The 19803-nt window shown below is 42.4% G+C and carries 16 protein-coding genes; 5 read left to right on the forward strand and 11 right to left on the reverse strand.

The genetic code is table 11. The features are described from left to right. Window positions 1–34: 34 nt before the first annotated feature. The 3 genes from ACOJRU_RS12835 to ACOJRU_RS12845 are packed head-to-tail and all read right to left on the reverse strand — an operon-like array spanning window position 35 to window position 5566. Window positions 35–1030, reverse strand: coding sequence for a PAS domain-containing protein (locus tag ACOJRU_RS12835; RefSeq protein WP_421132132.1), 996 nt, complete (start codon window positions 1028–1030; stop codon window positions 35–37). A 5-nt stretch (window positions 1031–1035) separates the two neighbouring features. Then, window positions 1036–3525 (reverse strand): chemotaxis protein CheB, encoded by a 2490-nt coding sequence (locus ACOJRU_RS12840; protein ID WP_421132133.1) that lies wholly within the window; start codon window positions 3523–3525, stop codon window positions 1036–1038. Window positions 3526–3547: 22 nt separating this feature from the next. Next, on the reverse strand, window positions 3548–5566 hold the full coding sequence (locus ACOJRU_RS12845; RefSeq protein ID WP_421132134.1) for a putative bifunctional diguanylate cyclase/phosphodiesterase: 2019 nt from the start codon (window positions 5564–5566) through the stop codon (window positions 3548–3550). A gap of 368 nt (window positions 5567–5934) precedes the next feature. Here ACOJRU_RS12845 and ACOJRU_RS12850 point away from each other — a divergent pair, with 368 nt between their 5' ends. Next, entirely contained in the window at window positions 5935–7374 is a 1440-nt protein-coding gene (locus tag ACOJRU_RS12850; RefSeq protein ID WP_421132135.1) for a flavin-containing monooxygenase, read from the forward strand. 12 nt (window positions 7375–7386) lie between these two features. Here the strand turns inward: ACOJRU_RS12850 and ACOJRU_RS12855 are convergent, their stop codons facing one another. The 8 genes from ACOJRU_RS12855 to ACOJRU_RS12890 form a co-directional block, all read right to left on the reverse strand. Next, window positions 7387–7695, reverse strand: a complete 309-nt coding sequence (locus ACOJRU_RS12855; RefSeq protein ID WP_421132136.1) for a hypothetical protein — start codon at window positions 7693–7695, stop codon at window positions 7387–7389. A gap of 63 nt (window positions 7696–7758) precedes the next feature. Then, window positions 7759–8307 carry a YaeQ family protein gene (locus ACOJRU_RS12860; RefSeq protein ID WP_421132137.1) on the reverse strand — a complete coding sequence of 183 codons (549 nt, stop codon included), beginning with the start codon at window positions 8305–8307 and terminating at the stop codon, window positions 7759–7761. Window positions 8308–8433: 126 nt separating this feature from the next. Beyond that, on the reverse strand, window positions 8434–10410 hold the full coding sequence (locus tag ACOJRU_RS12865; protein WP_421132138.1) for a RecQ family ATP-dependent DNA helicase: 1977 nt from the start codon (window positions 10408–10410) through the stop codon (window positions 8434–8436). A 69-nt stretch (window positions 10411–10479) separates the two neighbouring features. Then, entirely contained in the window at window positions 10480–11436 is a 957-nt protein-coding gene (locus ACOJRU_RS12870) for a YihY/virulence factor BrkB family protein (protein ID WP_421132139.1), read from the reverse strand. 135 nt (window positions 11437–11571) lie between these two features. After that, window positions 11572–12519: a S41 family peptidase gene (locus ACOJRU_RS12875; protein WP_421132140.1), complete on the reverse strand. Its 948-nt coding sequence runs from the start codon at window positions 12517–12519 to the stop codon at window positions 11572–11574. Window positions 12520–12701: 182 nt separating this feature from the next. Then, window positions 12702–13700 carry a hypothetical protein gene (locus ACOJRU_RS12880; RefSeq protein ID WP_421132141.1) on the reverse strand — a complete coding sequence of 333 codons (999 nt, stop codon included), beginning with the start codon at window positions 13698–13700 and terminating at the stop codon, window positions 12702–12704. A 191-nt stretch (window positions 13701–13891) separates the two neighbouring features. Next, complete coding sequence (locus tag ACOJRU_RS12885; protein WP_421132142.1) at window positions 13892–14101, reverse strand: helix-turn-helix transcriptional regulator; 210 nt, start codon at window positions 14099–14101, stop codon at window positions 13892–13894. 6 nt (window positions 14102–14107) lie between these two features. Then, entirely contained in the window at window positions 14108–14584 is a 477-nt protein-coding gene (locus ACOJRU_RS12890) for a hypothetical protein (RefSeq protein WP_421132143.1), read from the reverse strand. 231 nt (window positions 14585–14815) lie between these two features. Between ACOJRU_RS12890 and ACOJRU_RS12895 the strand changes: the two genes are divergently transcribed. The 4 genes from ACOJRU_RS12895 (at window position 14816) to ACOJRU_RS12910 (ending at window position 19736) form a co-directional block, all read left to right on the forward strand. After that, window positions 14816–15280: a hypothetical protein gene (locus ACOJRU_RS12895; RefSeq protein ID WP_421132144.1), complete on the forward strand. Its 465-nt coding sequence runs from the start codon at window positions 14816–14818 to the stop codon at window positions 15278–15280. Between the two features lie 108 nt (window positions 15281–15388). Beyond that, window positions 15389–16240 (forward strand): SAM-dependent methyltransferase, encoded by an 852-nt coding sequence (locus ACOJRU_RS12900; protein WP_421132145.1) that lies wholly within the window; start codon window positions 15389–15391, stop codon window positions 16238–16240. A gap of 11 nt (window positions 16241–16251) precedes the next feature. Beyond that, window positions 16252–16455 carry a hypothetical protein gene (locus tag ACOJRU_RS12905; RefSeq protein WP_421132146.1) on the forward strand — a complete coding sequence of 68 codons (204 nt, stop codon included), beginning with the start codon at window positions 16252–16254 and terminating at the stop codon, window positions 16453–16455. 17 nt (window positions 16456–16472) lie between these two features. Next, the gene (locus tag ACOJRU_RS12910; protein ID WP_421132147.1) at window positions 16473–19736 is read left to right on the forward strand and encodes a response regulator; all 3264 of its coding nucleotides are present in this window, start codon (window positions 16473–16475) and stop codon (window positions 19734–19736) included. Window positions 19737–19803 lie beyond the last annotated feature (67 nt).

Consider the following 19803-nt stretch of genomic DNA (forward strand, 5'->3'; position numbering starts at 1 on the left):
AAAAATAACGATAAAACGGAGAGATGAGCCTCAATCACATAAAAAACAATGTAAGAATTGCGTCCAAATCGACACATCGTTCCACCGTTTCCTCTGTTACCTCAATATCACGATATGTTATCTCAAAAACAGGCGCACTGCTTATCCAGCCTGCATTGGCCTGCAGTGCAATAATATTTTCTCGTAAAGTGGCGACATCTTCATCGCTGTAACATAACGCTACAATGCCGAAAAAATCGTCTGAAAATTGATAGGCTATGCCTCCCTCTACCATCGCGAGTACGTGCCTACCAAAAAAACTTTTTGCTTCAGATGGTCTCGTAACGTCTCCACTCGCGGCATTGATAGAAAAATGCAGCGTGTTGAGCGTAAGGTTACAGCGCCTCGCTGTCTTTACTAAATTTTGCGTTTGACTTACAAAATATTGTTGTCCTGCAATACCAAAATCGTCGTGAGCCTGTTCGTTTTCAAGTCGCTGCGCAAACATACTATTCATTGCTTTGCTGCGGTTCAGGTTAGTTTCTAACTCTTTAAGCTCTCTACACGCTCTATCATACTTAATTTTAAGGCCTAAAAGTTCTTGTTGCTTCTCCATGAAACGGGTCATATCTAGGTGGCAGCCCAACATCCTCACCGCTTCGCCATTGCTATTATGAATAGCAACCCCTTTGCACCTTACCCACACAACAGATCCATCTTTATGGTGATAACGCACAATCTGATCATAGGGTATGCTTGGCTTTCTTAGGTGAAGCTCGAAATTGCGTGTAGCAACTTTTAAATCTTCTTCAAAAATTAAGTTTTGCCATTCGTAGGTTTTATGCGTTTTAAATTCGGGATCATAGCCAAAAAGCCGCCAGAATTTAGCGCTCATCCATTCATTTTCCGGCTCAACTAAATCCCAATACCATAGCCCATCAACTACATCTTCTTGAAAAAATTCAAACATAAGTTTGTCTTCACGAAGCAATGTGTGTAACTCTTTTTCAAGGTAGTGCTGCCCTTCCTCGAGCCGGCTATGTGTGTCCATATTCCCTACTTTATAAGTTGAACAATTGACATTATGACGCCTTTTGCTGAATCACCGGTGGAATACCGGGTTATCGTCACCTCCAACCTTTCATCGTTTTCGGACGATGAAAACACCTTACTTACCACTTTTTCAGTGCCTGTATTAACCTGATCGACCAACATATCTAACCCGTCTAGAGGTTTCTTGAAAGACAGATCTCTAAAGTCGCGGTCAATATCAAAGTCTATGATATTTACATATTGCTTAAGCGCATTCGTAAACCGTCTTATTTTAAGGTCACTCGTTAAAAACAGCACTGCTAAGCGCGTTGCGGTCATCAGGTTTTCTAGGTCACTGTTAATATCCGTTAACTCTGTAATTTTGACCTGGTACTCACTGTTAACGGTATAAAGTTCTTCATTGACCGACTGCAACTCTTCGTTAGTAGACTGCAACTCTTCATTAGCCGCCATTAGTTCTTCGTTACTAGACTGCAGTTCTTCACTAGTGCTGTCCAAGTCTTCAAGCGCTTCTCTATACAGTTTCTGGCATTCAATTAACGCATTGTCAAGTTCTTCAATACGCTTTTCTGATTGGTCGCCCCTCTGGTAAACCACATCAGATTGTTTTGTCTGTTCCGCGCCAGGAGGAATGAAACTGATCGCGAGGTAGGAATTATCCGGTCCGTTTTCATTAAAATGAAAGCACCGTAGAGACCAATTTTCATCGTCTTTTACATGAACATCCTTCATCACTAACGGTGTTTTTTCGCGCAATACTTGATGGGCTGCCGATATAGCAACACTAGAGAGGTTATCGGTTAAAATATCAGACAAATCATTCGTTACCGAACCTGGACGTAATTTAGACGTAAAGGAATCCGTATCACCATAACTGTATACAACTCGAAGCTTTTCATTAGTAATGATAGTAGGTGGTAAATACTCATCCATAACAGCTTGATGCCCAATTGCCGTCGACTTTCGCTCTTTTGTAATGCGCTTGTTTGAGGTATTGATAAAACTGGCTACGGCTTTAGGGCTATACTGACGCGCTCGAAACGACGTGGTATCTATATTCGACGATGGTACTTTTATATCTCTCGTCTTCTTATATATTCGTTTTTTAGGTTCTACCGAATCAAAGTAAACACTAAAACTTCCAGGAGACTCTGCACTACCTAGAACTAAGGTGCCAGTCACTTTAAGCGCAAAATGAAAGAAGGCCATTACTTTTTGCTGCGCAGAAACTTGTAGATAGATAAGCGTATTTCTACAGCTCACCAAGTTCATGTTTGAAAATGGAGGGTCTTGAATTAAGTTGTGCGTGGCAAATACCACCATATTTCGAAGCGTTTTTGAAACCTGATAGCTGTTATCGCTTTGCAAATTAAAATGCTTGGCCAAATATTCAACTGGCACTTCAGAGGAAATACTCGATGGATAAACGCCATTTGCCGCAAACGCAATAGCAGATTGGTCTATATCACTCGCAAAAACAGTAACCTGCCTTTCTATTTGCAGTTCCTCCATAGCTTCTGCAAATAGCATGGCATACGAATATGCCTCTTCTCCGGTCGAGCACCCTGCACACCATATCCGAATTCTATCTTTAGGCGATGTCTCTAGTACTATAGGTTTAACAACGGTTTCATACAGATAATCCCACAGCTCGCCATCTCTAAAAAATTGTGTAACACCAATCAATAAATCTTGCTTTACTAAGTCTACTTCCTCAGGTGAGCTGTTTAGGTATTCCCAATATTCGAATAATGTGTGCTTACTATTGATGCTCATACGGTGTTCAATTCTTCTGGACACCGTTGACTCTTTATATGCTTTAAAATCGAGTTCCGTACGCTTGTGGATCAACCCAATAATGTCATCTAAAATTTTTGAGTTTTTTGAAAGGTGATCTCTAAACTTGCCGTGTTTTTCTGTTGCCAGTGGATGCTGAATAAAACGCTTTATCTGGTCTGGTATTTCACCAATGTTTAGCACAAAATCAACCGACCCAGTATTAATAGCATTTAATGGCATGCCATCAAACTTAGCTTCGCTGGGGTCTTGCGCAATAACCATCGCGCCCATTTCTTTTAGTGATAATACACCGCGGCTACCATCTGAACCCGTACCTGATAAAATAATACCAATAGCACGGTTTTGCGCATCTTCTGCAAGTGTTCTAAATAATTCGTTGATAGGAAGATTGATTCGGTTATCAGGAGGAAGATCAGAAAGGTAAATTTTTCCTTCCGCTATTCGCATTAATTTGCCTGCCGGTATTAAAAATACCGTATCAGCTTTTAACTCTTCTCCCTCTTCAGCCTGATGTACCGCCATCGACGTGTTTTTACTCAGTAATTCGTCCATCATCGACTTAAAATCGGGCGAAAGGTGCTGAACAATAACGTATGCAACCCCTAAGTCTGAGGGCAACTCATTAAATAGCTCTTGAAGTGCTTCAAGGCCTCCAGCAGATGCGCCAATCCCAACAATGTACTTTGGTGCCATCTTCGTATCCTTGTTATCCATTTTATCTACTCTCTATCAATGAAGGCTCACCGCTATTTAAAAGGGTGCTTTTTTCTAAATGAGCGATGCTCATGGGCTTAGATAGAAAATATCCTTGAAACAATTCTACCCCTAACTCTCTGCACTTATTGTACTGCTGTTCTGTTTCAATTCCTTCGGCAAGTATCTTCAAATTAAAGCTTTTACCTACCGCCACCATAGCATTAAACATTTTTTCGAATTTATTACTTTTCACTAAACTGTCTACAAAGTATCTATCAATTTTGAGTTCATTAAAATCATAATTTAGGAGGCGCTTAAACGAGCTGTATCCCGTCCCAAAATCGTCCATTGAAATTGAGAAACCAAGTTTGATCAGCTGTTTTATATGGGCGTCTAACCGTGAACTGCTGCGTTCAAGCATAATTTCTGTAATTTCAATTCTTACCTGAGTAAAAGGGATATTATGACTCAAACAAAGTGTTTTTATTTCTGATACGAACATCGGTGTTTCTAATTGCGACACATCTACGTTTAAATTTACCATTAGACTTGGGTTGTAACAAAGAAGTCTAGAGAACCCCTCAATAGCCTGTTGAAGCGCACTTTTAAAAAAGGTGCTTTCTATACCTAATCGTTTGGCAAAAACGATAACCTCCTCGATGCCGTCAAAGTATTGCAATGGCGTTTTAAATCGCGCTAAAGCCTCTAACGACGCTACACATCCCGCTTTGTTAAAAATGGGCTGGAAGTGACATGTGAGACCATCATTATCAAGCGCATGACAAAGCTCGTCTTTTTGATTTTGAAGTAATAAACGCTGCTGCCTTAAATTGATGTCATAAATCTTGAAGTTTTCATGGGTCAAATACCCTCTTTTTGCTTCGTACATCCCTTGGTCTGCAGCATCAATCAGCGCCTGAACCTTTTCAGCACGACTGGTCTCTTCATCAAACACAATTGTTGGCGTCCATACAACACCGACACTTGCTCTTATATAAACGTCCGTTCCTTCAATCGTTGCACTGCAATTTAGTGAATTTGCTATTTTGGTAGCAACTTGTGTTACCACTTCATTACTTGAAACATTAGGCATACAAATGACAAATTCGTCACCACCAAAGCGAGCACTCAAATCGTCATCACGGATAGTAGAATTTATTCGGCGCGCAACAATTTCAAGCACCCGGTCTCCAAACTTATGCCCCAACGTATCGTTAATTTCTTTAAATCTGTCTAGGTCGATAAACAAGAAAAGGGCTTTGTTAAAATCTGTTGTTTCAAGTGCCTCTGCCTTAGAAATAAACGCCGAACGATTATAAAGGTCCGTCAGTTGGTCATGCTCAGCTGTGTATTGCAATCTCATAACAGCATGCGACTCTTTTGTTATGTCGTTGACGGTAATAGCTGCACTGATAAATTCACTGCGATGGTCAAAATAGGCAACAAGTTGGACCAAAAAAGTGTAAGACCTGCCAAGTGGAGTAATATACTCAATTTGTTTGCGGAGCGGCTCCCGACAGGTACGCACGTCTTTTATATGTTGATGAAACTCTCTATCAAGTTCAGGCGGAAGGTAACGAATCCATTGCCGCCCAAGCATAGACTCTATGTCGCTGTTTACTAGTTCGGCACACTTCGCGTTAATAAACACCGCGTCCCAGTATTTATTGAGATAAATAACGCCTACAGGTAAATCATGTATTATTTTAATGAGTGACTTGAACTCACTGAGTACAAACAAGGCGTATGGCGCAGCTTCATCGGCGTTGAGCGCTAAAATACACGTGTTGCCCTCCATCGAATCAATATTTACCGAACGCGGTAGCGCCTCAATATCATGTAACCAACTTGGGTCTAGGCTTTGGGGGAGAGAAGCCTTTATGTAACCAAGGTGTTCTTCGAGCAGACAGCCAGCGAGCTTCCCTTCTTTATCATAATATGCAACGAATCCATCGTTCGACGCGACTAACATTTCCATTAGCCCCATATTAGGAACGTTGCCTAGCTGCAAAATAGCATTGACATCAGCTTTACCCATTTATACTGCCTGTGCGAAGTGCGTTTTTAATTGGTTTTACCTTATCTAAAGGTAAACCAATATTTTAATTTTAACACTACCGTTAGGCTTACTCTTTAGTATACGAAAACATAAACTATTGAAAAAAATTAGAAATACTGTAACTAGAGGTAAGGCGAAGGAAAAAAGTAGACTAAAGTATAACTCGAGCGTTTGATAAAATTTGATGCAAACCAACCTGACACGATGGAAATACTACAACCTTATCGATAACGTCATTGCGCTTTTACTCCCAACCGCGTACATTTTTAAACACAACTGACCGTTATGCATACTTTTTTAGATTATGCGGGAACGTCGAATGTTAAACGCTTCAATAAGAGAGTGTCATGAAAAACGTCGTCGATATCGTTATTGTTGGAGCAGGCCTCTCTGGCATAGGATTAAGTTATTATTTAAAGAAAAACTGCCCCCATAAATCGCTACTTATTCTTGAAGGGCGAGAAAGCTTGGGAGGAACGTGGGATTTATTTAAATACCCTGGCGTACGCTCTGATAGTGACATGTATACCTACGGGTATCAGTTCAATCCTTGGACTGAAAAAGCGTCGCTCGCCACAGGAGACCGCATTTATAACTATCTTAGCGATACCGCGCAAAAATTTGGCATTACCAAACATATACGTTACCAACACAAGGTGACCCACCTAAACTGGAATAGCCAAACAAAGAAGTGGGAAATCAATGTTAGTACGCCTGAAGGTAACAGCAGTATTGAGGCTAACTTTGTATTTTCATGTAGCGGATATTACGATTACGAAAAGGCGCATTCACCGCAATTCAAAGGCAGTGAAAGCTTTAATGGTAAACTAATCCATCCCCAGTTCTGGCCACAAGATCTCGATTATCACAATAAAAATGTCGTTGTTATTGGAAGTGGTGCAACGGCGGTAACGCTTGTTCCTAATTTGGCCGAGAAAGCAAAGCATGTGGTTATGCTTCAACGCTCACCCACCTATATTTTATCGAGGCCCCAACGCGACTTAACCACTAAAGTTGTGCAAGCCCTTCTTCCTGACAAACTCGCCTCCTCGCTCATTCGAAAGCGCAATATCTGGTTAGGAAATTTTTATTTCAAATACATGACCAAACACCCCAAGAAAGCGAAAAAAATAATCAATAAAGAACGGCAGAAATTACTTTTTAAAAACATAGATTCGGTGCACTTTTCGCCCAAATATAACCCTTGGGAGCAGCGCTTATGTTTAGTACCCGATGCCGACCTTTTTACCGCCCTTAATAATGAACAAGCGTCGATTATTACCGACGAAATAGACTGCATTACCGAAACGGGTATAAAGACAAAAAGTGAGAAACATATTGATGCCGACATTATCGTGACCGCGACAGGCTTAAAACTGCAGTTTATGTCTGGCGTAGATGTGTGTATTGATGGCAAAGTACAAGACACGGGCGCCAAGATGTTCTACCAAGGCGCATTACTTCAAGACATCCCCAATTTTGGCATGGTGTTCGGTTATACTAATGCGTCTTGGACGTTGAAAGTAGAGTTGGTGGCCCAATATATTTGCCGATTAATAAATCATTTGGACAAAAAAGACGCCAGCTACTTTGTCCCAACCCCTTCTTCAGACATACAGCCAGAGCCTTTTCTTAATTTGTCGTCTGGTTATATAGAACGCGCACAAAGTATTATTCCAAAGCAGGGCCAAGTCGCTCCTTGGCGACTAGACCAAGACTATAATATCGACAGAGTACGGCTAGCAAAAGCAGAATTTTCTGATGGGCAACTGGAAATTCATTCTTGAGGTAAAGCGTGGCTACGTATCAGGCCCTTCTGTGGTAAAAGTCAGGTGCCTACGCATATCTTTTAGCACTACTCCTTTTTTAAGCATGGCTGCACTTAAACGTTTTTGCCACTTGAGCAAGTCAGGTTTTGCCGCGGCTAGTGTATCTTCATTTTCGAACTGAAAGCGCAACAGTAACGAGCCAGGAAACTCATGGTATTTAACGTCAAACCAGCACTGTATCATGCCTGGAATGTCGGCCTGTCCCATCGCTTCAAGCCTATCAGCAACATCGAAGATAAGCGCTTGCTGTTTTAGTTGCACTGCTGAGAGTTTTTTCATGGTGTTATCTCGCTTACGTAACACAGAAGCGTCGCTGATAGCCGCGAACTTCATTGATGAATATTATTGGTGCTTGGTAATTTCAATCTCAACACATTCACTGGCCTGAGCACTCTCAATAGTAAGCCAAATTTGTCCGTCTTGAATGGTTACTTGAATTTGCATTGACCGCTCTACAGCCTGAGCAAGTGCTGTCGCCATGTGTGCCGGCAACGTGAAAATAGACAGGTTTTTTCTCATCTGCAGCTTGTTCTGCTCCTTTTTCCACCACACATCAAAGCTGTTGTCGGCGTATGCGTAAATCATCATCTGCTGACTTTGGTTGCACCCTTTTTTAATGCGCTGTTCGGAAGGCTGCCCTAGTTCAATCCACCGTTCTATTTCATCAGCGTAGCTTTTTTGCCACAGATCAGGCACGTCGTCATCAGATAAGCCCTTGGTAAACTGAAGCTGCTCATGCGCATTAACGATAAAAGCAATAATACGAAGCATCATACGCGCGTCGTTTTCAGACGGATGGCGGGCAATGGTCAGGTTGTGATCGTTGTAGTAGTTGCGATCCATATCGGTAATTGATATGTCTGCTTTAAAAATAGTTGCTTTAAGGGCCATGTAATCTTTTTCTTCCTAGTATACGGCGCATGTGAAGGGCACTCGCAATGGCGTTATAAACTTATTGGTGCCGAATGGATGCTGTCAGTTATACGCTTATAGTATCAGTTATTCGCGCTTCACGCCCTACGCCATTAAGGACGTAACGACTGATAGCACATCTCGATAACGGCTTTGTTCGTAGCGTCCAAAACCTGCCACCTGCCGCACTTTCATGCGGGTAAACAAAGGCATGGTCATCGCAGTCAAAAAACGACAGTAGATGGATGCAGTAAGTGGCGCATCCATTTTGTCTTCAACATGCGCTTTTAATGCGGCCATGGCCTCGGCTACATGAACTTCTTCAGGCATCTCAATGGGCGTTGAATACTCAAGTTTTGCCACATTCCCGTTACACACACTACAATGACCACATTGCTTGGGCGCCTGTTTGTCATCGAAGTAAGTAGAAAGCTGCTCGTTCAAACAGCTATCTAACTCGAAAAACCGGACAAGCGCGTCAATACGCGCGATTTCTTTTTGCTCGTTGTCGGCAAAATAGTGCGCTAGGTTATCTACAACATCGTCAGCTAGCAATGCATCTTGATTGACTTCATATACGTCGGTAATTAAGCGGGACGCAAGCTCGATATGATTATGTTCATGCAGGTACTCTAGCGCAGCAACAACACGCGAACGCTGTGCACCATAGTGCTGAAAAATGTCATCGAACTGCACAACACCCCATACTTTTTTCATATTGGTATAGGTAAATACTGCCTTTAAAAAGTCGCCACGTTCTGCAGAGAAAAGCGTCAGAATATCTGCCTTACTGGTGATAAATCTGTATTTAAACTCGGCAAAATAGGCATAAAGAGGCTTTATGATAGTAGCGAGCTCTAATTGTACTAACAGTGTTTTTAAAGGAAGCTGACGAATATTGCTTAGCGTTGCTAGGCTATTGATTTGCATTTCCCATTGGTATTGGCCGCTTCCTGTGTGGTGATCATCAAGGGGTAAATCACCGCCTTGCGACGCAATATCTTTAATGACTCGAGCAATGGCTGCACGGTCTGGCGTGTCGCCGTAGACAAAATTCTCTATCGTCACTAGCCCATCTAAATTTGCTAATACTGTGCAATTTGCTGCTTTGCCGTCTCGCCCACCACGGCCTATTTCTTGGCTGTAGTTCTCAATAGATTTGGGTAAGTCGTAATGGATAACAAAACGAATATCAGATTTATCAATGCCCATGCCAAATGCAATAGTTGCCACGACCACCGACAGCGTGTTGTTCATAAAGTCTTGTTGAATATTTTGCCTTAACGCACTGTCTAACCCCGCGTGGTAGGCCTTTGCTACGCATCCATTTTGTTGTAAATAACGAGCAACCTGTTCAGCGGTTTGTTGCAGGGTAACGTAAACAATACCAGCCCCTTCTTGCTGCTGTATTTGTTGAAGTAACGCCTCATTTTTATCAGGTTCGAGAACCGGCAGTACGTTTACATTGAGGTTTGAACGATAAAACCCCGTTTGAATAATTTTACCTTCTGATATGGCGAACCTGTTGGCCATATCAACTTTCACTTTTTCAGTGGCGGTTGCGGTAAGTAATAATACTAAAGGTATGTTAAGCGCTTGTTGGTAGGCAGGTAGCTTCAAGTAGTCGGGACGAAAATTGTGTCCCCATTCTGATATACAGTGCGCTTCATCTACCACCAGCATAGAAACTTCGATAGATTCAATAAACTGCCTAAACCTCTCATTTTTAAAGCGCTCTACTGAGACCATTAGAATTTTACATGCGCCCGTGCGCACATCATGCATAACCTGTTTGTTCTGCTGAGCGGTTAATGTTGAGTCTATACTTGCCGCTGCAATGCCTTTGCTGTGAAGAAACTCGAGCTGATCTTTCATGAGCGCAAGTAACGGAGATACCACCAACGTAAGGTGTGGCAATTGCGTAGCGGCAAATTGATAACACAACGATTTACCCGAACCCGTTGGAAAAATGGCCAGCGTGGAACGCTGATTCAACAGCCCTTCTACAACCTCCTGCTGCCCAGCGCGAAACGAAGAAAAGCCAAAGAGGTTTTGTAATAATGAAGAGTAATTAGGGGACATCAGCCGCGCATTCCTTTTTTAGTTGATGGGTATAATACAACAAGGTGCGTGTTGATTGTTCCCTCAACATCAAGACTGCTTTAAATCCTTTGGCGTATTATCAGCCACAACCGCATTTCGCTCCCCCATCGGCTTATCTTCGCCAATGGTGCTATCTGCTGTGGTTTGAAGTTCTATTGATGAATTTACTTCAGCGCCAATAAGAATGATATAGGCACTTAAGTACAGCCACATCAACAAGATGATGATTCCACCAACTGAGCCGTACGTTTCGTTGTAGCTGGCAAATTCGTTTAAATAAAACGAAAAACCGTAAGAAGCAACGATCCAAAGCACTGTAGAGAATAATGACCCTGGTGTAACCCATCGCCATTGTGCCGCTCTGCGATGAGGGGCGTAACGGTAAAGGGCAGACAAACAAAAATTGAATAACACGAGCAAAACCGGCCATGTAAACCATTCTGCTTGCTTGTCACTCATTAATCCTCCGTAGAAGGAGCTTATCAACTCGGGTAAAACGCTTATACATAGTAATGCAACAATAACCGTCGCAATCATAGCAATTGTGCATACAATGCGCGCCAGCATACCGGTAAAAAAGCCTCTTCCATTATCTTCTATATAGGTAATATTGCATGCTGTAATTAGCGCATTTGCCCCTTTGCTGCTGCTCCATAGTGAGAGTAAAAGCGTAAGAAAAAAGCCCCACCCCAATGCAGAACTCGACTTTTCCGTTAAATCGCTCAATTTTTCTTCAATGATATATCGACTGTCGGCAGGAACAACACTTACAAGCATCGACATGTGTTCTTGCAGCGACTCAGGCGACACGACTAAACCGTAGAGCGCAATGGTTGCACCAAGTAGTGGGAATATTGCTAGTAAGCAATAAAATGCTACGCCCGCAGAGATAAGTGAAATATTGTGGCGCTGAAGGTGGACAAACGTACGCTTGATAATACTCCACCAATTTCTTGCGCTTAATCCTAAGGCCGATTCAGCCTTACTTAGATGTGTTTTACTCATGAAACCGCGTTACGTTGATGTCTGTTAAGGTTTAATACAGCGCATTAAATAACTAGGATTAAAATTTATTCATATAACTGCCACTATTACTTAAGGGTGCCAGCATTTATCACCGCTTTTTAATTGCATCGCCGCTTACATAGCGTTTACTGCGTCAGAGGCTAATTTAATTGTTTTGCTCGTTGCTTCATGACTTGGTGACGCAATATCAGGAATAACTCCTTTGTCTCTCCAATTTGTGCCCGTGACAGGATGGTGTAATTCAGCAAACGCCATTGTCACATTAACATGTTTGCTTAACGCTTTCGTGGTAGTCATTACGCTAAGTCCCATCGTTGGCATTCCCACAATAATAGCCCGTTCTTCGTGCTTCAATGTATAGGCAACGAACTCCCATGAGCCGGCTACGAATGGAGAGGTGACAATAAACACAGGAATATCGCTTGAAATACGTTCTATGTCGGTCTCAGATATAATGTAAGTCGCTTCATTGTTTGCAAACGTGAGCGTAGCTAGCGGTTGTCCCTTAGGAGTAAAGTGGTGCAAAAAGTGCTTGGCGATATCAAAATCGATATGTCCTGCTCGTTGTAAATCAATGACTAAAGCGCGAGCACTCGATAAGTGTGAAAGCGCCTTATCAAGCTCTTCTTGAGAAAGTGAATAAATTAAATCACCATCGACAGACAAGTAACCCAACCCGTCATCAAGCAGCTGCGTTTCAATTTTGCCGGGGAAGGTGGTGTCAGAGGTATCGTTTGCCTGCGTTAGGTTTGCCCGCCAGCTAATTTCGAATCGAGAGTCTTTGCTTGAAGCATATAACATGCGTTCTAGTTTTCGTTTAAAGTGACCGAATTGATATTGGTCGTTAACGTAGCCTAAATGCATCGCTGAGGTAAGTTTATCGACAATAACCGTTCGTTTCTCATCAAAAAAATAGTCTGTCTCAACTGCGCTTATCAAATTCTTTAATGCACCTTGTACCTCTTCTTTTTCTAACCATTCGTCTTCAGCTTGAACCGGTAAGGTGATGTGTGTCGAGGCTGCGATTGCCAACACTGCTATGAGCACGCGAAAAAATTTCAAAAGCTTTCCCAAGATAAATTGAACAAGTGTAATATTTGTCTGTAAGGTAGACTTTTCAACGGCAGTACAAGAATTAATGCATCAAGGAAGTTAAGGCAGTGGTTTAGCAAAGTGCTCACACACTGCTTTATGACGTAAATGACAGAGAGCGCGCTGCAGCGCCCTCCGCCCTCTTCGCTATTTTACGCTTTTATCGTAGGTAACTTCATTTGAACGGGTTGTGGTAATAGGCTAACAATACCTTTTCGGCAACGATGCCAAAACGCCGACAGTAGTAACAATGTAGACCCAATACATAAGCCCGTTAAGGCAAAGCTGTAAGTTACAAACCCATAGTTTTCCATTAACGCGGAAAAGGTATAAATAACATAAACCAATGCGGATACCATGATTGCTCTGCGATCAACAGCAATGGCAACTATGCCAAGCAATATGTAAAGGCCCAACACCACGGCGGAAATCATAGGCCCGCTATTTCCGTCTAATACGCCTAAACTATTAAAGATAGGGTGTACAATCATAGGTGCCGAAATAAGATGCAACCAAAAAGCAACGTCCGATGCGCGGGTTTGCCTGCGCGTGTCTTTGCTATCCCATATCATCGCTAAACCAAAGATAAGAAGACCAAACGCTAACACGATAGTGTCGATATAAACTAAAACAACAGGGAAAAGGTAAAGCAAACACGATAACGCCGCGCCGCTTAATGTAGCCGCACCGGCGGCAACAGTGATAGGTACGTGAAAACGTATCCAGTGAGCTACCGCGCCAACGGAGGTCATCAGCCCTGCCATGATAAAGGTGTATGCATTTACGTCTGGGTTAAATAATATGGGCGTTGCGAAAAGCCCACCAAGAAAAGCCAGCAATAAAGCAATCGCAGGTAGTGCCATTCGACGCTTATTAACAAAATATTCGGCCAGCCCCCACGCGCCTATTGCAACAGCAACACCACCAACCGCTGGAGTAAGAGAAAAACCAATCCACCCTAAAGAGCCCAGTAATAGTGCACTAGCAATAACAACAAAAATGTCATTAAACCCGTTTATAAGACGAAAGTTTTCTTCGTCAACTGCCTGACTATTGCGAAGTACATTGATACTTTGCCGAAACTGATTAACGTCATGTTGACTAAAAATGTTTTGTTTTACCGCCAGTGTTAAGTCTTCATCGGTATACATGTGCCTTTCCTTTTTGTTTTATTACACGCATCGTCAGTCATATAAAAAGCAAAATAAGCGCCAAACATAAAAACCATATAAAACATAAACTTAACTTTAGAGTTGGTTTTAGATAGTAAATTTGGCCAATTAAAATTTAATAATATGACGACATTATCGTTAAACACACACACCTTTGAAGGGAAGATACATCAACCTTCATCGATGTAGGCAAATACCTCTTCTAACGGTTTATCAAAAAGTTTAGCAATCTTAAAAGCGACCTCTAAAGAAGGGTTGTACTTATTTTTTTCGATAGCCATTATTGTTTGTCGTGTAACGCCAACCGCTTCTGCAAGGGTTTGCTGGGTCATTTCATCAGCAAAAAAGCGGCATTCTCGTACTTTATTGGTAATCGCCATAATGTTTTACACCGCGTCTCGTCTATAAAGAATAATTTGATGAGTAAAACGAACAATCTCCGACAAAATAAAAGCAAAAAGCAACACATGTACTTCGAACAGAGGCACTGGAAAATGTTCTCTTATTGAAGACTCCATACCTAGCAGGTGTGGCAATAATAGTTGCCCTAGCGTAAGAATGACGCCAATGCTTAACACCCAATAGCCACTGTTATTTGCTGTAAGGGCTATCATTCGGTCTCGTTCATCGCCTTCCACATCAGCTTTTGTGCCGGCGATTGAAATAAGTGACTGAAACGCAATCTCGATGACTATGATGTATAAAATAGCGCCGCTTAAATACCCCATAGCGGCAGCATTTGCGTCTTTTTCAGGCATATTACTCATATCAATATTCACTACGTTTAACGCGTACCAGCCAAAAACCAGTACGGTTGCAACCAAAGATATCCAGGTACTCTTTTCTTTAAGTGACATGTTCATTGTAAACCTCCATGGCTTGTTAAATGCGGTGAGTGTAATAACGTTCTTATCAAACAGTACAACATGAAATGTAAACCAAACCAATCACCATGTATAGTATTTTTAACCTTAAGTTACAATTGCAGTGCTTCTTGCATAAAATTCAGATCCAAAAACGTGTTCGATGAAAAGAGTACGGCGGTTAACGTGATAACTGATATAGTCATTGCGGCAGGCTGAAAGAGAAGGTTAATGACCTATAAACAGAAATATAAACAATTAACGGTAACGTTATGCATAGGATTTGCGCTGATACTGACGTTCGCAGTGTTAGGAAAGCGTGCTATCCCCGCTTATTTCTTTTTTGATACGGTTTATGGTGAAGTTGTTGAATATACCGTCACCAAAGTGCGCCCTACCTTTATGACGGTATCGGACAGAACCCCGCAACGACACGACATACTTATAGAGTATGTTCTCGATGAGAAAACCTATTGGATATGGGAAAATGCCCATGTTTATTCGAGTATAGGTCTTATTGAAGTTGGCAGCAGCGTCACTATTGCACTTAACCCTCGGCAACCTGAATATGGCCACGTCATGTCTTATGCCCTATTCAGTACGTTAGCATCACTGATATGGCCATTTATTCTGCTTATTTTTATTGTAGTCACCCCTCAGTGGGTGTATGCAAAACGTAAGGCAGAAAACGAATAAAGCAACGCATCATTTAAAATCACTAGCTCATGCACCACGGTGTTGTGAGGCATTGCGCTTCAAGCATAGTAAAAGCAAAAAATCTGGCTTATAGTGGGCGTGGAACCTGTGAAATTATTGGCAAGGGAAGAAATGGACACTGCTAAAAAAGGCTCGCTTACCGTTGTTGGAACTGGGATTAGCGTAGCGGGTCAAATGACATTAGCGGCTAAAAGCCACATTGAAAATGCTGACATCGTGTTTATGGGCATTATGAACCGTGTTGGCGAGCATGTTGTCAAAAAACTTAACCCTAACAGTATTTCACTCGATGACCTTTACGAAGAAGGTAAATCTCGCGCCATTACTTACCGCCAAATGGCTGACCGTATTGTGCAGGCCGTCGCTGAGGGTAACAATGTGTGTGCCGCATTCTATGGCCACGCTGGTGTATTTGTTACTCCCTCTCATGACGCTATTCGCCGAGTAACTGAGCTTGGAATAGAGGCAAAAATGTTGCCTGGAGTGTCAGCAGAAGATTGCCTTATTGCCGACTTAGGTATCGACCCCTCGCGGTTTGGTTGCCAGTCTTATGAAGCGACACAGTTCTTGTTTCGTGATTACCGTATAGACCCTTATATGACCCAGATAATTTGGCAAATAGGGCTTGCTGGGGAAGCCTCCTTGAGCGTGCTAAATGCTATGCATAGTCGTAGTGGATTGGTCATGTTGACTGACATTTTGTTGCAACATTACCCAGACACGCATGAGGTTATCATTTACGAGGCCGCAACCTTACCCATTTGCGAACCCAGCATTCAGAAAATTACACTTTGCGAATTACCTCATGCAAAGCCGACATTGATTTCAACGTTGGTGGTGCCTTCATTAGGTTTACCAGCGTATCGACAAGACCGGCTTACTGCGCTTGGCTTGACTGAACAACAAGTCATTGATTATCGACACCCTGAAACAAACTAAAAGGAAGAAATATGGCTACATCGATTGTAGATTTTTTAGAAGAATTAGACACCAATAGCAAACTAATGGAAGCATACAAAAAAGACCCCGTTGGCACCGCACGCGCGTTCGGGTTAGAAGATGACGATTTGCGGTTGATTGAAGAAAAAGACTGGAACGAAGTGAAACGTCGCTTTGATGACACCAGTAAAGCGACTCGCGTGATCAACTATTAAATGATGCATTAGTAACAATGAAACGTTTTCTTGGATGCCTATCAATCGCGATCGTTTTTTCGATGACGCTATCGGTTTGTGCCGTGCATGCCAACACCGACAGTACGCATCCGTCACTGACCTTATTAGACGGGTTAAAACAGCGTATTCAAGAAAATGACCCATCGGTCGAAACGACATTTACAGAGTTAGCACAATTTTTTACTGCCCAGCCTAGCGAATTTAATCAGGCCGACTTCTTAAATCTTAAATCGTATCACTACGTGTTGAAGCAAAACTACGTTGAAGGGTATGAGGCACTATTAGAAGCTCGAAAACTAGCAAAAAACAGCAATAATAAACTAGCGCTTGCAGAGTCTTATCGACTGGAAGGGTTAATTTTAGACTTGTCAGGCGAGCACGCTGGTGCGCTAGAAGCATTGAATCGTGCGTTAGCGCTTTACAGTGAAGCAGAAAATAATAATGTTCTCCTTGTTTACGGGGCCATGGGGAACGTCTACATGTCGCTTAAAGACTTTGACGCCATGCTTGCCTTTGGACATCAATATTTGTCCACTGCAAAACGCTTAGATAACCGACGGGAAGAAGGTATTGCGTATTTTTTTCAAGGGTACGCGCAAAAAGAGCTAGGTACATTTCAAGACGCAAAAATCAGCCTATTGCTTGCTGGAGAAATACTTCGTGATGTTGATTATCCGTTTATTGGTATTGTTTACAGCACCATGGCAGAGCTTCATATTGCGCAGAGAAACGTAAGTGAAGCACTGAAAAGGCTTAACCAAGCCGCTGAAGCTGATCGTCAAGTAGGCTTTCGCTATAACGAAGGCGCTCGCTTACTGCAATTAGCCGAAATTTATGTACAACGCGGAGAAACCGAACTAGCTATTGCTGAGCTCAAGGCCGGCCTCGATAAGGATGTTGTACAAAATGATAAGGTGGTCACGCTTAATATTTTAGAGCGATTGGTGTCGCTATCTGAAACCACCCAAAACTTCCAATCTGCACTAGCATATGCCAAGCAGTACCAAGAAGCCTATAGACAAAGTTTCAATGAACAACAATCTCAGCTATTGGCACTTAATCGCGTACGCTTGGCCATATCGGAAAAAGAAGAAACCATTAAACTGCTTGAAAAAGATAACGAGCTAAAAGAGCAACGTAATCTTGCTCAGCAAAAAAGTAACACCATGCAGCTTTACTTCATCACGGGGGTGATTTTTTCATTAGTACTTGTGATTGCGCTATGGCTGCGCACTCGAAAACAACGCAAAGCACTAAATAACCTTGCACAAGCGTTACAAAAAGCCACCGATGCTAAGTCAGATTTTTTAGCGCACATGAGCCATGAAATACGCACACCGCTAAATGCAATTATAGGGCTTACCAAGCTCTCTCAGCGTTGTGCAGAAAGTCAGGAACAGCAAACCAACTTAGTTCAGATAGAAGCTGCCTCTCAAACCCTACTAAGTGTGATTGATGAAGTCCTCGACTTTTCAAAAATTGAAGCGGGAAAACTTGATATTGAATCGACACAATTCAATTTAGACGCCCTAGTAAACCAAGCCATCAGATTCCATGTCACGCGGGCTAACGAAAAGAATATTGAGCTTATTCAACACATCGCTAGAGATGTGCCGCTTAGCCTCATTGGTGATCCACTGCGTATACAGCAAATTTTGAACAACTTACTAAGTAATGCACTGAAGTTTACGGACGATGGGCTGATATCAGTAAGTGTTCGAAGCACGCAGCAAGACAGTGCCGTAAAGCTGATCTTCGAGGTTAAAGACACGGGCATTGGGTTAAGTAATAAGCAGAAGGCTAGATTGTTTCAACCTTTTAATCAGGGTGACGAGTCTATATCGCGACGCTATGGAGGAACTGGGTTAGGTTTAGTCATTTGCCAGCAGTTAGCCACATTAATGGGTGGAAAAGTATGGGTAGAAAGTGAAATAGGAAAAGGGGCAAGCTTCTATTTCACTATTATAGTTAAAAACAACCCTATACAGCGGCAGTTATTGTCTCCATCAAAGCAGTTAGCGGCGCTAAACGTGCTTGTTGCAGACGATGTGAGCCTATCGAGACACGCCATATCTGAAGCACTATCTATTGCCAGTATTCGCGCAGATCTTGTATCCGGCGGGCAAGAGGCCATCGCTGAACTTCGAGCCGCCGCTGCACGCAATGCCCCCTATGATGTACTGATACTTGACTGGAAAATGCCAGATATTGATGGCCTCGAAGTGGCCGCAATAATGAATCAAGAGCGCTCGGTTAAACAGCCGAAGGTGATCATGCTATCGGCCTTCGACTCTCCCAGCATGCATGAACAAGCAAATCGATTAGGCATCAATACGTTCATTAAAAAACCGTTCGGTGCCAGCGAGCTTGTGAATACTATTCAAGAGCTATGTCTTAACGTTACGCCCAGCCCAGTGTCAGCAACCACCACCGCGGTTAACATTCCTGACTTCACGGGTAAAACAATCCTTCTTGCTGAAGACAATTCGCTCAATCAGAAAGTGGCGTTAGGTTTATTAGCCGATAGTAAGGCAACAATAAACGTGGTGAGCAATGGGCTAGAGGCTGTTAATACGCTTCGCGGCGACCCCTCCTACGATGCGGTATTAATGGATATTCAGATGCCTGAAATGGACGGCTTAACGGCATCAAGAACCATTCGTAAAGAATTACAGCTAGACGTACCGATTATTGCTATGACTGCGCATGCCATGAAAAAAGACATTGAGAAAAGCAGAGCAGCAGGCATGAATGGCCACATTAATAAGCCAATAGACCCAGACAAACTCTTCGCTGTGCTAGCCGATATATTACTTAAAGATACACCAGACTCTGCCTTCGAAAAGGCATCTGGCTCAAACGCGAATCTAATTAACACAGCCTCTATCGATAAGCTTGCCGTTATTGATAAAACGAAAGCCATGCGCGGATTACTTAATGATGCGTCGCTGTATCATGTTCTGCTTAATGACTTCGTCGGGCTTTCTAGCGAACTTGACGCCCTTCGTAATGCTATTGATAACAAAGATTATGCGTCTATTTTGAGAATCTCACATATTTTCATTACAGCGCTTAAGTATATTGGCGCGTATGCCTTAGCAGAATTCACGCATACCGTAGAACAAGTTATCCAACATGAAAAGCAAGCAGAAACCAACGCATTCGACGAGCAAATAGAATTGCTGTATTCCACGTTGGTTGCGGTTAATGCAAAAGTGCAACGGCAGATTGAAGTAAGTCGTGAGCAAAATACCAAGTGACGTTAACGGTGAGCCTTAACATACGTCAATAGAACCGCTTAATTCTTAAAATAGAACACGAATAAGT

It is taken from the genome of Alteromonas algae (genome assembly GCF_049117195.1).
Taxonomy (GTDB): Bacteria; Pseudomonadota; Gammaproteobacteria; order Enterobacterales; family Alteromonadaceae; genus Alteromonas.

Excerpts from the sequence above, each read along its gene's own strand:
- ACOJRU_RS12845 (WP_421132134.1), bottom strand. The coding sequence starts at position 5,566 with ATGGGTAAAGCTGATGTCAATGCTATTTTGCAGCTAGGCAACGTTCCT.
- ACOJRU_RS12840 (WP_421132133.1), bottom strand. The coding sequence starts at position 3,525 with ATGGCACCAAAGTACATTGTTGGGATTGGCGCATCTGCTGGAGGCCTT.
- ACOJRU_RS12890 (WP_421132143.1), bottom strand. The coding sequence starts at position 14,584 with ATGAACATGTCACTTAAAGAAAAGAGTACCTGGATATCTTTGGTTGCA.
- ACOJRU_RS12885 (WP_421132142.1), bottom strand. The coding sequence starts at position 14,101 with ATGGCGATTACCAATAAAGTACGAGAATGCCGCTTTTTTGCTGATGAA.
- ACOJRU_RS12870 (WP_421132139.1), bottom strand. The coding sequence starts at position 11,436 with ATGAGTAAAACACATCTAAGTAAGGCTGAATCGGCCTTAGGATTAAGC.
- ACOJRU_RS12910 (WP_421132147.1), top strand. The coding sequence starts at position 16,473 with ATGAAACGTTTTCTTGGATGCCTATCAATCGCGATCGTTTTTTCGATG.
- ACOJRU_RS12880 (WP_421132141.1), bottom strand. The coding sequence starts at position 13,700 with ATGTATACCGATGAAGACTTAACACTGGCGGTAAAACAAAACATTTTT.
- ACOJRU_RS12835 (WP_421132132.1), bottom strand. The coding sequence starts at position 1,030 with ATGGACACACATAGCCGGCTCGAGGAAGGGCAGCACTACCTTGAAAAA.
- ACOJRU_RS12855 (WP_421132136.1), bottom strand. The coding sequence starts at position 7,695 with ATGAAAAAACTCTCAGCAGTGCAACTAAAACAGCAAGCGCTTATCTTC.
- ACOJRU_RS12865 (WP_421132138.1), bottom strand. The coding sequence starts at position 10,410 with ATGTCCCCTAATTACTCTTCATTATTACAAAACCTCTTTGGCTTTTCT.
- ACOJRU_RS12860 (WP_421132137.1), bottom strand. The coding sequence starts at position 8,307 with ATGGCCCTTAAAGCAACTATTTTTAAAGCAGACATATCAATTACCGAT.
- ACOJRU_RS12895 (WP_421132144.1), top strand. The coding sequence starts at position 14,816 with ATGACCTATAAACAGAAATATAAACAATTAACGGTAACGTTATGCATA.
- ACOJRU_RS12850 (WP_421132135.1), top strand. The coding sequence starts at position 5,935 with ATGAAAAACGTCGTCGATATCGTTATTGTTGGAGCAGGCCTCTCTGGC.
- ACOJRU_RS12905 (WP_421132146.1), top strand. The coding sequence starts at position 16,252 with ATGGCTACATCGATTGTAGATTTTTTAGAAGAATTAGACACCAATAGC.